The 13637-nt window shown below is 70.1% G+C and carries 12 protein-coding genes; 6 read left to right on the top strand and 6 right to left on the bottom strand.

All coding sequences use genetic code 11. The features are described from left to right. Positions 1 to 112: 112 nt before the first annotated feature. Entirely contained in the window at positions 113 to 562 is a 450-nt protein-coding gene (locus tag FRW57_RS00060) for an RDD family protein (protein WP_238999208.1), read from the top strand. A gap of 26 nt (positions 563 to 588) precedes the next feature. On the opposite strand, the gene FRW57_RS00055 is transcribed toward FRW57_RS00060, so the two are convergent. Continuing rightward, positions 589 to 1377: a DUF4191 domain-containing protein gene (locus FRW57_RS00055; RefSeq protein WP_152184956.1), complete on the bottom strand. Its 789-nt coding sequence runs from the start codon at positions 1375 to 1377 to the stop codon at positions 589 to 591. Between the two features lie 5 nt (positions 1378 to 1382). After that, entirely contained in the window at positions 1383 to 2411 is a 1029-nt protein-coding gene (gene lipA / locus FRW57_RS00050; RefSeq protein WP_137120201.1) for a lipoyl synthase, read from the bottom strand. Between the two features lie 312 nt (positions 2412 to 2723). Between lipA and FRW57_RS00045 the strand changes: the two genes are divergently transcribed. Continuing rightward, positions 2724 to 4547, top strand: coding sequence for a feruloyl-CoA synthase (locus FRW57_RS00045; protein ID WP_162529199.1), 1824 nt, complete (start codon positions 2724 to 2726; stop codon positions 4545 to 4547). Between the two features lie 59 nt (positions 4548 to 4606). Here FRW57_RS00045 and FRW57_RS00040 read toward each other — a convergent pair whose 3' ends face one another. After that, positions 4607 to 5593: an ABC transporter permease subunit gene (locus FRW57_RS00040; protein WP_162308126.1), complete on the bottom strand. Its 987-nt coding sequence runs from the start codon at positions 5591 to 5593 to the stop codon at positions 4607 to 4609. Continuing rightward, positions 5590 to 6558, bottom strand: coding sequence for an ATP-binding cassette domain-containing protein (locus tag FRW57_RS00035; RefSeq protein WP_137120204.1), 969 nt, complete (start codon positions 6556 to 6558; stop codon positions 5590 to 5592). Before FRW57_RS00035 ends, FRW57_RS00040 begins: the two co-directional genes overlap by 4 nt. A 170-nt stretch (positions 6559 to 6728) precedes the next feature. On the opposite strand from FRW57_RS00035, the gene FRW57_RS00030 reads away from it, so the two are divergent. Together FRW57_RS00030 and FRW57_RS00025 are read left to right on the top strand one after the other, a co-directional pair. Next, complete coding sequence (locus FRW57_RS00030; RefSeq protein WP_202911381.1) at positions 6729 to 7160, top strand: hypothetical protein; 432 nt, start codon at positions 6729 to 6731, stop codon at positions 7158 to 7160. Next, complete coding sequence (locus tag FRW57_RS00025) at positions 7157 to 8725, top strand: GMC family oxidoreductase (RefSeq protein ID WP_137120205.1); 1569 nt, start codon at positions 7157 to 7159, stop codon at positions 8723 to 8725. The genes FRW57_RS00030 and FRW57_RS00025 overlap by 4 nt, the downstream gene beginning before the upstream one ends. 63 nt (positions 8726 to 8788) lie before the next feature. On the opposite strand, the gene lipB is transcribed toward FRW57_RS00025, so the two are convergent. Continuing rightward, positions 8789 to 9418, bottom strand: coding sequence for a lipoyl(octanoyl) transferase LipB (gene lipB, locus FRW57_RS00020; RefSeq protein ID WP_152184954.1), 630 nt, complete (start codon positions 9416 to 9418; stop codon positions 8789 to 8791). An 86-nt stretch (positions 9419 to 9504) separates the two neighbouring features. Between lipB and FRW57_RS00015 the strand changes: the two genes are divergently transcribed. Together FRW57_RS00015 and FRW57_RS00010 are read left to right on the top strand one after the other, a co-directional pair. Then, positions 9505 to 11760, top strand: a complete 2256-nt coding sequence (locus tag FRW57_RS00015) for an MMPL family transporter (RefSeq protein ID WP_152184953.1) — start codon at positions 9505 to 9507, stop codon at positions 11758 to 11760. After that, complete coding sequence (locus FRW57_RS00010) at positions 11757 to 12794, top strand: Gfo/Idh/MocA family protein (protein WP_137120208.1); 1038 nt, start codon at positions 11757 to 11759, stop codon at positions 12792 to 12794. Before FRW57_RS00015 ends, FRW57_RS00010 begins: the two co-directional genes overlap by 4 nt. 1 nt (position 12795) lies before the next feature. Here the strand turns inward: FRW57_RS00010 and FRW57_RS00005 are convergent, their stop codons facing one another. Next, on the bottom strand, positions 12796 to 13509 hold the full coding sequence (locus tag FRW57_RS00005) for a YwaF family protein (protein WP_137120209.1): 714 nt from the start codon (positions 13507 to 13509) through the stop codon (positions 12796 to 12798). Positions 13510 to 13637: the final 128 nt, after the last annotated feature.

The following is a 13637-nucleotide window of genomic DNA, read 5'->3' as shown; positions in this document are numbered from 1 at the left end:
GTGGATGGCGCCGACGCCTGCTGCCGACCCTCGGAACGAGACTATCGGGCCGGTGTTTCTCGGTCGTGACCCGAACGTTTCACCCGTGTTTCGTCCCGTCTAACCTTGGTGTGTGCCAGATCCTCACGCCGCCGGGCCTCGCCCCGACTCCGCTCGGCCGTCCCCGACCTATCCCGGCGAGCTCCTGGGGCTCCCCGAGGAGGGGCGAGGCGCGATGGGCACCTTCGGCCGCCGACTCATCGCGATCTTCATCGACTGGGTCCTGTGCAGCATCATCGCGGCCGGCTTCCTCGGTTACCGGCTCGGCGGCGGAGAGGGCAGCCTCTGGCCGCTGGCGGTCTTCGCCGTGGAGAACCTGCTCCTGGTCAGCACGCTGGGCTCCACCATCGGGCACCGCGTCCTCGGGCTGCGGGTGATCCGTCTCGACGGCCGTCCCGCCGGGCTGTGGCGGGCGCTGGTCCGCACCGTCCTGGTGTGCCTCGTCATTCCTGCGCTGATCCTGGGGCGCGACGGGCGGGGCTGGCACGACAAGGCAGCCGGGACGCTGATCGTCCGCCTCTGAGGTTGCCGAGCAGGGGCCGTGCCGGGTCAGCGACCCTTGAGTCCCTTGCGGTCCATCCGGACCTTGGTCGGGTCGACGCCGGCGGGCACGGGAGGCTTGAGGCCGCCCAGCGCCTTGAGCCGCTTGTTGACCGCGGACACCTCGGCCTTGGTCAGCGTGGGCTTGAGCTTGGTGATCCGCTTGGTCAGCTTGTTGACCGGGACGGCGTCGTCGCCCTGGCCGATGCGCAGCACCGTGATGGGCACGTTGCCCCCGGTGACCCGGGTGACCTTCTTGCGCTCGGACTCGGCCAGGCGGATCGCGGGCCCCTTCGGTCCCTCGGCCACGAGCACGACGCCCGGCCGCCCGATGGCGCGGAAGACCATGGCAGCGTTCGCGAGGTCACGCGGGTTCCGGCCACGCGGCGCCTCGGCCGCCACCGGCTCCTTGTCGTAGTACCAACCGCGCCGCAGGGCGCCCAGCGCAGCACCGGTCGCTCCCGCCTTGCCCTCGATGCTCTTGTATGCCGCTCGCTCGGCTCGCCGGCTCATCACCAGCATGGCCACCATCAGGCCGAACATGATGCCGAAGAACCCGAACAGGTAGGGGTGCCCGGTGAACAGCCCGACCACGAGCAGGACCGCAAAGACCACGAGGGCCGAGAGCAGCATCCACCACCCGATGTTGGGGTCGGTCTGGCGGGAGACCGTGTAGATCTGACGGATCTGCGCGACCCGTCCCGGCTTCTTGTTCGGGTCCTTCGGCTTGCGCCGGAACCTGGACGAGAGCCCGGACGAGGGCGCGGTCGACTGCTCGGAGTTCTTGCTGCGGGCCATGGGGGTCAGGATACGTCGGAGAGGGCGCGCCCCACGAGTGAGGCCGCCTCCTGACGCGCCGGGGAGGCCGCCGCGGCCTCGGCCAGGTGCGCCAGCTCAGGCGGCACTGGCTTGCCGCTGCGGCGCATCGCCTGGGCCCAGAGGCGCCCGGCCCGGTAGGACGAGCGGACCAGGGGCCCGCTCATGACGCCCTTGAAGCCGATCTGCTCGGCCAGGTCCGACCAGTGCACGAACTCCTCCGGCTTGGCCCACCGGTCCACCGGGTGGTGGCGAGGGGAGGGCCGGAGGTACTGGGTGATGGTGAGCAGGTCGGTGCCCGCCTCGTGCAGGTCGCGGATGGCCTGCTCGATCTCGTGCTCCTCCTCGCCCATGCCGAGGATCAGGTTGGACTTGGTCACGAGACCGGCGTCCTTGCCGCGGGTGATCACCGCGAGCGACCGGTCGTAGCGGAAGGCCGGGCGGATCCGCTTGAAGATGCGCGGCACCGTCTCCACGTTGTGGGCGAACACCTCGGGACCGGCGTCGATCACCTGGTCGACCTGGTCGGGGACCCCGTTGAAGTCGGGGATGAGGATCTCGACCCCCGTGCCGGGGTTGAGCTCGTGCACCTTGCGCACGGTCTCGGCATACAGCCAGGCACCGCCATCCGGCAGGTCGTCGCGGGCGACCCCGGTGATGGTGGCGTAGCGCAGGCCCATCTGCTGGACCGACTCGGCGACGCGCCGTGGTTCGTCCCGGTCGAGCTCGGCAGGGCGCCCCGTGTCGATCTGGCAGAAGTCGCAGCGCCTGGTGCACTGTTCGCCGCCGATGAGGAAGGTCGCCTCCCGGTCCTCCCAGCACTCGAAGATGTTGGGGCAGCCCGCCTCCTGGCAGACGGTGTGCAGTCCCTCGCTCTTCACCAGGGAGTGCAGCTGGGTGTAGGCCGGGCCCATCTTGGCGGTGGTCCGGATCCAGGACGGCTTGCGCTCGATCGGGGTCTCGGCGTTGCGCGCCTCCACGCGCAGCATGCGGCGGCCCTCGGGTGCGACGGTCACGGACGGCTCCCTTGCCAGTCGAGGTTGCAGCGTGTCACTCGTGCGAGAGGCTCCGAGTCGTGGCGTGCCTCCCACCCCAGCCTACGACCCCACGCGTTGAGCGCCGCGCCGAACCCTGAGCTGCCCTCGAGGTGGCCGCCCCGGTCGATTTCCGAGTGGGCCGAGGAAAAAGGGCTACAAGGCCTTGACGTCACTGCATCTATGCGTCGAATATCAGAGCTCTCAGCGGCACGATGGGGGCAGACCATGCGTGGGGTCGTGATCTGCGCGATCAGGTCACTGAGCAGATGGCAGTCCCCCGAAGGAGGCTCGATGACCACCTTGTACGCGACCCCGCGGATCGTGCGGGAGGACCGACCCGACGGCAGCATCCTGCTCCGCTCGGCCGACCAGCTGCGGCCCTATCCCGCCTCGATCCTCCACTCGCTCCGTGAGTGGGCGTCCCGGGACGCCCACTCACTGCTGGTGGCCGACCGGGACGGGAGCGAGGGCTGGCGGACCGTGACGTATGGCGAGGCGGTGGCCGGCGCGGAGTCGATCGGCCAGGGCCTGCTCGACCTCGGCCTGGGCGCGAGTCGGCCGCTGCTCGTGCTCTCCGGGAACTCCGTGGACCACCTGTTGATGATGCTGGGGGCGCTCAATGCCGGCGTGCCCGTGGTGCCGACCAGCACGGCATACTCGCTGCAGTCCAAGGACCACGCGCGAATCCGGCAGGTCGCCGAGCTCGTCACCCCTGGTGCGGTGTTCGCCGACGATGCCGACCGCTTCGGCGCCGTGCTCGACACGCTGCAGCAGACGCCCGCGATCACCAGCCGCGGCAACCGCGCGGTGGGCGCGACCGTCGAGGAGTTGCGTGCGGTCGGGGCCGGGTCGCAGGTGCGTCAGGCGTTCGAGGGCATCGGGCCCGAGACGGTTGCCAAGATCCTGCTCACCTCGGGGTCCACCGGCGCACCCAAGGGTGTGCTCACGACACACCGGATGCTCGCCTCCAACCAACAGATGATGCGGCAGGTGTGGCCCTTCCTCGAGGAGGAGCGCCCGGTCATCGTCGACTGGCTGCCGTGGAGCCACACCTTTGGTGGCAGCCACAACCTGAACATGGTCGTCACCAACGGCGGCACCCTCTACGTGGATGACGGCGGGCCTCCGGCGCTGTCCCGCAGCCTGGCCAACCTGGCCGACGTGCCACCCACGATCTACTTCAACGTGCCAGCCGGATACGCCCAGCTCGTGCCGGTGCTCGAGGACGACCCGGAGTTCGCCGAGGCGTTCTTCTCCCGGCTGCGGCTGCTTTTCAACGCGGCGGCGGCACTGCCCAGTGCCCTGCGCCAACGGCTCGGAGCCGTCGCGGAGAAGACCACCGGCAGGCGGATCCCGGTCAGCGGTTCATGGGGCCTGACCGAGACCGCGCCGGCCGTGACGAATGCGCACTTCGACTTCGATGACGCGCGGTGCATCGGCGTGCCGCTGCCTGGCGCCGAGGTGCTCCTTCGCCCCGAGGGGGAGGCCTACGAGATCCTCGCGCGCGGACCGATGGTGACACCGGGCTTCTTCCGGCGACCGGACCTCACCGCGTCGGCCTTCGACACGGAGGGTTTCTATCGCACGGGAGACGCCGTCCGGCTGGCCGACGACGCGGATCCCGACGCCGGGCTGCTCTTCAGCGGCAGGGTCGCCGAGGACTTCAAGCTCACCACCGGCACCTTCGTCCGGGTCGGCGCCCTGCGGACCTCCCTGCTGTCGGCGCTGCCGCAGCTGTCCGACGCGGTCATCGCGGGCCAGGACAGGGACGAGGCGTGCGCGCTCGCCTGGCTCAACCTCGCGGAGACCCGCAAACTGCTCGGCCGTGACCCTGTTGCGGCCGGTGACGCCTACGTCGATCCGGCGCTCGCGGGCCACCTCGCTCGCGGACTCGAGGTCCACAGCAGGGGAGCGGGCCGCGCCGGGCGGATCGAGCGGATCCTGCTCATGACCGCACCGCCTGACCTGGATGCCGGCGAGATCACCGACAAGGGATACGTCAACCAGCGCAAGGTGATAGAGCTGCGCAGTGATCTCGTCGACCGACTGTATGACGAGCCGGCTCACCCGAGCGTCGTCCATGTGGCGTCGTCCGAGGCCTCGGAGTCGCGCTGAAGGCGCCGGACGAAGTCACCGACTGAGCCCCGTCACCGGGGCGGCCGCTCGGCCGCGCCTCAGGCCACGTCGCGTCGACGGAACAGGATTGCCCCCAGCAGCACGATGAGCCCGCACGCGACGGCGAGGTATGCCGTGCCGTGCCCGAACGAGACGTTCCGCTCCACCCCGGCGCACATGTAGTTGCCGGCCTGGTCGACGCGGCACTCGTCCAGGAAGAACGTCGTGCCCTTGGCCACCCAGGCCTCCACGTTCTTCAGCAGCAGCCACGGCTGTTGAGGCTGCAGGAAGGAGTTGACGAACATCCCCTCGACGAGGACGAGGTAGGCCATCGCGAGGCCGATCGCGGCGGCGGTGTGACGGACCAGGGAACCCAGGGCCGCACCCGCCACGGCAGCCACGGCGGTCAGCGCGAGCACGCGCAACGCCATCAGGAGCGGTGGCCCCCAACCCTTCGGCATGGCCGTGGAGCCCCAGGCGTCGCAGATGATCCAGACGCTCCCGACGAGCAGGGCCAGCACCACGACCGCGGGCGCCAGGACCCCGAGTCCAGCAGCCAGCAGCTTGCTCCCGTAGACCCGCAGGCGGCGGGGCTCGAAGGTCAGCCAGTTGCCCATCGACCCGGTGCTGAACTCGGCGGCCAGGAATCCCGCGCCGAGGAGGAAGGCGACGAAGGCCAGCGCGTAGGAGCCGATCTGGAGGGTGTCCGGCAGGGCTCGTTGCAGCTCGACGGCGGGTTTTCCCCAGTTGGCCCAGGTGGGCGCTTGCATGTCACACCCGAAGTTGACGGTGGGGTCGGTCTCGCGCTCCGTGGCCTCGGCCTTGCGGCACTCCTTGACCATCTCGGCGCCGTGCAGCTTCCAGTCCTTCTGGGCCTGCTCGAAGCTCTGCTGCGCCATGGTCAGCTCCTGGCCGGACAGCGGCTTCGCGTCGTGCGCGGTCCCGAAGATCACCACTGCGGTGATGACGAGGAGGCCGAGGCTCGTGAACAGCGTCAGCCGACGCGAAAAGAGCCGCTGCAGCTCGACGCGCACCAGGCGGATCACCGGGCCACCTCCTCGACCTGCGCGCGGGCATCCGCCTCGAGCGTGTCGTCCGCGGTCAGCTGCAGGAAGACCGACTCGAGGTCGGCACGCACCGGCACCAGCTCGTTGACCCAGAGGTCGTGGTGGGCCAGTCGCCTGGTGACCTCCGCGCCGTCGGTGACGCCGTCGACAGCGATGAGCCGGCCGTCCGGCCGAGCCGAGAGGCCCGCCGCGGTGAGCACCTGGATCGCGGCCCGGGGGTCGGACACCCCGACCCGCACGCCGCCCGCCGATCCGGCGCCGATGACGTCCGACACCCGACCCGAGGCCAGGAGCCTGCCGTGGCCGATGATCGACACCGTGTCGGCCACCTGCTCGACCTCACCGAGGATGTGGCTGCTGACCAGGACCGTCCGGCCCTGCGACCCGAGAGACCGCATGGTGTTGCGGATCTCGCGGATCCCCGCCGGGTCGAGCCCGTTGGTGGGTTCGTCGAAGATCAGCAGGTCGGGGGACTTCAGCAGCGTCGCGGCGATGGCGAGCCGTTGCTTCATGCCGAGGGAGTAGCCCTTGTAGCGGTCCTTGCCGCGGTGACCGAGGCCCGACTCGTCCAGGACCTCGTCGACCTTCGTGCTGGGCGCGCCGATGGCCTCGGCGAGCAGGCTGAGGTTCTTGCGACCGGTGAAGGCGGGGAAGAACTTCGGGGACTCGACGATCGCGCCGACGCGGCCCACGACCTCTGGCAGGTGCTCGGGGACTTCGCGGTCGAACAACCGCATGGTGCCTGCATCAGCGCGAATCAGGCCGAGCAGCATGCGGATCGACGTGGTCTTGCCGGACCCGTTCGGCCCGAGGAAACCGTGGACGCCCCCGACCGGAACGTCGAGGTCCAGGCCGGCGACGGCAACCTGCCGGCCGCGCCGTGTGCGATAGGTCTTGCGCAGTCCTCGGGTGGAGACGGCCAGTTCAGTGGCGGTGGAAGGCATCGCGGTGGTCCCCAAAGTTGTGCTCCGACCGCGGCCCGTCAGCCGCTTGACCGGAAACCTACCGTTGCCGAGAGGTTCGCGTGGGCGCAACACGCGATAGTCGATTGGTGCTGTACTGGTCGTCATCGGCTCGCCCAGCGTTCTCGCGGCGAGGAGAGGCAGGTTCTGGCATGACGCTGTTGACCGACCACGACACGGTGACCCTTGTGCGGCTGCTCAAGATGGCGTATCCGCACGAGGCGTTTCCGGACGGACCGTATGAACGCACTGCCCAGGCCGTCCTCGCCGCCGTCGCCGGCGCTCCCCGACAGCTGGCGCAGCTGATCCAGGGGCTGCACGACCTCGACGAGCTGCGCGAGGTGCCGTTCGCCGAGCTCGACGACGACACCGCGTTGACGGTGCTGCGCGGGATCCACGAGGCCGCCTTCTTCAAGAACGTCCGTGGCGTCGCGGTGGTCGCGCTCTACGACGACCACGAGGTGTGGGATCTGCTCGGTTACGAGGGGCCCTCCTTCGACAAGGGAGGCTATGTGGACCGGGGATTCAACGATCTCGACTGGTTGCCCGAGCCCAAGATCTCGATCGAGGAGGCGAGCGCGTGAGCCGCTTCGACGCCGACGACGACGACGTGGTGGTGGTCGTCGGTTCCGGAGCGGGTGGAGGGACGCTCGCCAACGAGCTGTGCCAGCGGGGCATCAGGACGGTGGTCCTGGAGGCGGGGCCGCACCTCACCGGCAAGGACTACCACAACGACGAGTGGCAGGCCTTCAGCCAGATGGCCTGGACCGATCCCCGCACCACTTCCGGGAGCTGGCGGTTGGCCACCGACTTCCCCACCCTCCCCGCGTGGATCGTCAAGGCCGTCGGCGGCACCACCACCCACTGGGCCGGCGCCACCCCACGCTTCAAGGAGCATGAGTTCCGCATCCGCAGCACCTACAGCGACATCGACGGGGCGAGCCTGCTGGACTGGCCCATCACGTTGACGGAGCTGGAGCCCTATTACGACCAGGCCGAGGTCAAGATGGGATCTTCCCACCTGCACGGCCGTCCGCCGCTCCCGGCCAACAACAACTACAAGGTCTTCGCCAACGGCGCGGAGCGGGTCGGCTACCGCCGCTACGCGACCGGCCCCTATGCCACCAACGCGGAGCCGTATGACGATCGGCCGGCCACCGTCCAGGACGGCTTCAACTTCCAGGGGGACAAGGGAGGCTCCAAGTGGTCGACGCTGGTGGCCGAGCTGCCCAAGGCGGAGAAGACCGGCAAGCTCGACCTCCGGCCGGACAGCCACGCAGTGCAGATCCTGCACGACACCAGGGGTCGTGCCACGGCAGTGCTCTACACCGACAGCGAGGGCACCCTGCGCCGGCAGCGCGCCCGGGTCGTCTGCGTGGCGGGGAACTCGATCGAGACCCCGCGGTTGCTCCTGCTGTCCGCATCCGCGCTGTTCCCCGCCGGACTCGGTAACTCCTCCGGTCAGGTCGGGCGGAACTACATGCGGCACACCACCGCGACGGTGTGGGGTCAATACGACCAGCCGGTGCGGATGTACCGAGGCGAGACCATGGCCGGTTGCATCCAGGACGAGTCCAGGCTGGACACCAGCCGCGGGTTCGCGGGTGGCTACTACATGCAGACCATCGCACTCGGCCCTGCCTTCTTCGCCTCCTTCGTGGCGCCGGGCACCTGGGGCCCCGATTTCACCAGCCACATGGACGCCTACCGGGATACGGCCGGCATGTGGATCGTCGGAGAGGACATGCCGCAGGCCGACAACCGGGTCACCCTCAACGACGGTGTCCTCGACCAGCACGGGCTGCCGGTGGCCAACGTCCACTTCGACGACCACCCCAACGACGTCGCGATGCGCGAGCACGCGCAGCGGCAGGGTCAGGCGGTGTACGAGGCGGTGGGAGCGAAGCGCACCATCGTCACCCCGCCGTACCCCTCGACGCACAACCTCGGTACCTGCCGCATGAGCGAGCGGCCGGTGGACGGTGTGGTCGACCGGCATGGTCGGGCCCACGACGTGCCCAACCTGTTCGTCTCCGACGGCAGCCAGTTCACCTCGGGAGCCGCTGCCAACCCCACCTTGACCATCGTCGCGCTCGCGATCCGGCAAGCGGAGTACATCGCAGGGGAGTATCGCCGCCAGGGCGCGTGACCGCCATACCTCGTCCGGGTGGCTGACCGGGTGCCCGAGGGGAGCCTGGTCAGCCTGGTCAGCTCAGCCGAGGACGTCGGCCAGGTGCTTCTCGGCATACGGGAGCACCTCGGCGACGGTGACGTCGCGGTCGAGCTCCGCGGACAGGGAGGTGACCCCGGCGTCGGCGATGCCGCACGGCACGATGACCTGTGACCAGGCCAGGTCGCAGTCGCAGTTCAGGGCGAAGCCGTGCATCGTCACGTCGTGGCTGACGCGGATCCCGATGGCGCCAAGCTTGCGGTCGGGGCCACGGCCGTCGGCCGTCACCCACACCCCGCTGCGGCCCTCGACGCGCACCGCCTCGACCCCGAGGTCCGCCGCCACGGCGATCATCATCGCCTCGAGACGTCGCACGTGGCCGACCACGTCGACAGGTTGGGGGAGGTGGACGATCGGGTAGCCCACCAGCTGCCCGGGACCGTGCCAGGTGATCTTGCCGCCGCGGTCCACGTCGATCACCGGGGTGCCGTCGAGTGGGCGCTCATGCTGCTCGGTGCGTTTGCCCGCGGTGTAGACCCGCTGGTGCTCGAGGAGCAGGACGGTGTCCGGCTCCTCGTCCGCCACGACGGCTGCGTGCACCTCACGCTGACGGGCCCAAGCCTGCTCGTAGTCGACGAAATCCGGGTCGAAGCCGAGGTGGACGAATCGCATGACACGAGACTACGCGCCCGCATCGACCGCTTCGCTGCCCCTAGGCTGTCGCCCGGACAGACCGTCGACCCGAGGAGGGTCCCGCCATGGCCCGAACCGACCTCAGGCCCGAGCAGGGATCCGCCGAGCGCGCCGGGCTGTCACGCCGCCAGCGGATCCTCCGGTCGGTCGTCGTGGCGCTGGTGCTCGTCGGCTTCCTGGCGGTGGCCGGAGTCGGCGGTCCGCTCGTGGGCCGGCTGTCGGAGGTGCAGAAGAACGACAACGCCTCGTTCCTGCCGGCGTCGGCCGAGTCGACCGAGGTGAGCCAGCTGGCGCGCTCCTTCGCCCCGGTCGAGGCGTTGCCCTACTTCCTCGTGGTCGAGCGTCCTTCGGGCCTGACCCCGGCCGACCGGCAGGCCGTGCAGGACTTCGTCCAACGCATACCGACGCTGCCCTTCGCGGTGGACGACCACAGGCTGGGCCAGTATTTCGTGGCGCCACCGGGCCAAGCCATACCGAGTGCCGACGGGGAAGCGCTGATGGTGCCGGTCCTGCTCGACGCCGACAAGGCGAGCAAGGCCGTCGCCGGGACCACTCCCTTGTACGAGGGCGCACAGGCCATGCGCACCGCAGCGCAGAAGACCCTCGAAGCGGACGGGCTCAAGGTCTACGTGACCGGACCGGCCGGCATCCTCGCGGACTTCGTGGACGCCTTCTCGGGCATCGACGGCATCCTGCTGCTCGTCGCGCTCATCGTGGTCTTCGTGATCCTGCTCATCGTCTACCGCAGCCCGATCCTGCCGGTCACGGTGCTGCTCAGCGCGATGCTCGGGCTGTCGCTCGCGGCCCTCGTGGTCTTCCCGCTCGCGAAGCACGGTGCCCTGGACGTGAACGGGCAGACCCAGGGGATCTTGTTCATCCTCGTCGTCGGGGCGACAACGGACTACGCGCTCCTGCTCGTCGCCCGCTACCGCGAGGAGCTGCACGACCACCAAAGCAAGTGGACTGCGATGCGGGCGGCATGGCGTGCCGCCGTCGAGCCGATCGTCGCCAGCGGCTCGACGGTGATCCTGGGCCTGCTCTGCCTGCTGCTGTCCGACCTCGGCAGCACCCGCGGGCTGGGACCGGTGGGCGCCCTCGGGATCGCCGGTGCGCTGCTGTCAGCGCTGCTCTTCCTGCCGGCGGTGCTGATGCTGTTCGGCCGGCGCATCTTCTGGCCGCTGATCCCGCACGTCGACCACGTCCACTCGGAGGACTCCGTCGGACGGCGTGGCATCTGGGGGCGGGTCGCCGGCATGGTGGGTCGCCACCCCCGCCGCACCTGGGTCACCACCTTGGTCGTGCTGCTCATCTGCGGGGCCTTCGTGCCGACCTTCCGGGCGAGCGGGACGACCCAGGCCGAGCTGTTCCGCAACCCGGTCGAGTCGGTGACCGGCGAACACGTCATGGCCGAGCACCACTTCCCGGGAGGCTCCGGGACACCGGTCGAGATCATCGCGCCCGCCGACCAGGCCGACCAGGTCGCCTCGATCGCGAAGCAGGTCGACGGAGTCGAGGACGTGTCGGTGTCCGGTGGCAACGACGGCGGTTCGCCGAAGGTCGTGGACGGACGCGTCCTGGTCGACGCGACGCTGCAGTCCGGCTCGGACAGCCAGGCCTCGATCGACGCGGTCAAGCAGATGCGCACCCAGCTCGACGCCGTGGGCACGGACGTGCTCGTGGGCGGCGACACCGCCGCCAACCTCGACGTGCGCGACGCCAGCAAGCGTGACCTGCGGGTCATCATCCCCGCCATCCTGGCGGTCATCCTCGTGGTGCTCATGCTGCTGCTGAGGTCGGTCCTCGCAGCGATCCTGCTGGTGGTGGCCAACGTGGTCTCGTTCGCCGCCACGATCGGTGTCTCCGCCCTGGTCTTCAACCACCTCTTCGACTACCCGGGGGCCGATCCGGGACTGCCTCTGTATGCCTTCGTCTTCCTCGTCGCGCTCGGCATCGACTACTCGATCTTCCTGATGACCCGGGTGCGTGAGGAGTCGGGACACCGCGGCACCAGACCGGGTGTGCTGGTGGGCCTGGCGGTCACCGGAGGCGTCATCACCAGCGCCGGAGTGGTGCTGGCCGCGACGTTCTCGGCACTGTCGGTCATCCCGATCCTGTTCCTGCTGCAGATCGCGTTCCTGGTGGCCTTCGGTGTCCTGCTCGACACTCTCGTCGTCCGTTCGCTGCTCGTCCCCGCGGTCGTCCACGAGGTCGGTTCGGTGATCTGGTGGCCCAGTCGGTTGGACCGCCCGAAGGGCCGGCACGAGATGGGCGCCGTGGGCCGGACAGCCGCCACCGTCGGCGCCACCGAAGGAGAGCGATGACACGAGTGGGGATCGCGGGCTACGGCCTGGCCGGGCGCCACCTGCACGCCGCGCCGATCGCGGCAGTCGGTATGACGGTCGCGGCCGTCGCGACCAGCAACGCCTCGCGAGCGGAGCAGGTGGCCCGGGAACACCCGGGCGCGCAGGTCGTGCCGGAGCTCGACGCACTCCTGGCGGTCGATGGCCTCGACCTGGTCGTGCTGGCCACGCCGACCGGCGACCACGCGGCGCAGGCGCTCGCCGTGGTCGAGGCTGGGATCGCGCTGGTGGTCGACAAGCCTCTCGGCGTCGACGCCACGCAGGCCCGCGAGGTCGTCGCCGCGGCGGCGGGGGCGCACGTGCCCCTCACGGTCTTCCAGAACCGTCGCTACGACCCGGAACATGCCACCCTCCGCGAGGTCGTGCGGAGCGGCCGCCTCGGTGAGACCTACCGGCTCGAACTGCGTTGGGAGCGTTGGCGCCCCACGCCGCTGACTCGCTGGCGCGAGACCATGCCACCCGAGCAGGGCGGCGGCCTGCTGCTCGACCTGCAGTCACACCTGGTCGACGGGGCGGTGGAGCTCTTCGGCCCCGTCGAGCGGGTCTACGCCGAACTGGCCTCCCACCTGACCACTGCGGAGGATGACGCGTTCCTCGCCTGCCACCACGCATCGGGCGCGGTGTCCCACCTGGGCACGATGTCCGTGGCGGGCGCGCCGGGCCCACGGGTGCGGCTGCTCGGCCGTGAGGGCGCCTTCGTCCTCGGCGACTTCGAGGGCGAGATCAACGTCTTCCCCGACACCGCTGACGCCGACGGCGAACACTGCGGCTGGATCTACACCGGCGAGTCGCGCGTGCCGGTCCTGCGCGTCCCCTCCGAGCAGGCCGACTTCTACCGCGCGGTCGCAGCGGCCCTCGGGCGCGGCGACTTCCGCGAGGTCCAGGCGGCCATGCCGGTCGACCCGCACGACGCCGTACACGTGATGGACGTCATCGACGCGGCCCGGGTGAGCGCCGTCGGCAGCACTGTCGAGACCATCCGCCCACCGGAGTGAGTCACGACTCCTGGTGGGTGACCGGAGCGGATGCCTTGCGGTTCCACGGCCAGGTGAGCAGCGCCCAGGCGCCGGCAATCAGCAAGGCCTCGACGACGACATACCAGGGCCACGGGCCCAGCACGTCCAGGATCGAGGCGCTCACGGGCTTGGCGTTGAGGTATCCGTAGTTGCTGCCGACGGCGAAGTTGAGCGACATGACGGCGGCCGCCCAGACCGCGGTCAGGGCCAGGGTGAATCGGTAGCCACGCCAGTCGGGTCCCTTGCCGGCACCGACCAGGTAGCAGGCCGCCCACACCGCCAGCACGTGCCGCACCCAGTAGCCGAAGAACTGGACCTGCGGGAAGACGCTCCCGAGGTCCGGGGTCACCACGGCCTGCACCGTGAGGGTGAGGCCCCAGTAGTAGAGCACCGCCGACCACGTGGCCCTGCCGGTCAGCAGGGCGACCACCGCGACGATCCAGGCGAAGTCGCAGATCTGCACCGGCAGCCCGGTGCGCCAGGCGCCGACGGCGTTGACCCAGTTGATCGTCTGGAACGGGCCACAGATCACCAGGATCGCCAGCCCGGCGACGCGCCGGAACCACACCTGCGACGGCCCCGTCAGGCGCAGGCCCACGAGGACGGCCGCGGCACAGCCCGCCGCGAAGAGGCCGAGGATCAGCCAGTGCTCCGGCCCGAAGGCGACGAACCGGTCGTCGGCCTGCTCCACCATGGGCCAAGTCTCCCGTGTGCACGGACGTCATGCTTCTCCGTGCGGCCGCGCGGGGCAGCACTCGGCCACCAGCCGGGTGGTGGCTCGACCTGGCGGACGCGGCTCTCCGACCCCCCACCCGGCTGGTG

Origin of the sequence: Segeticoccus rhizosphaerae, assembly GCF_009192725.1 — a bacterium.
GTDB classification, from domain to species: Bacteria; Actinomycetota; Actinomycetes; order Actinomycetales; family Dermatophilaceae; genus Segeticoccus; species Segeticoccus rhizosphaerae.
Note: the sequence above shows the minus strand (reverse complement) of the source record. Positions and strands in the feature narration are given on the sequence as shown.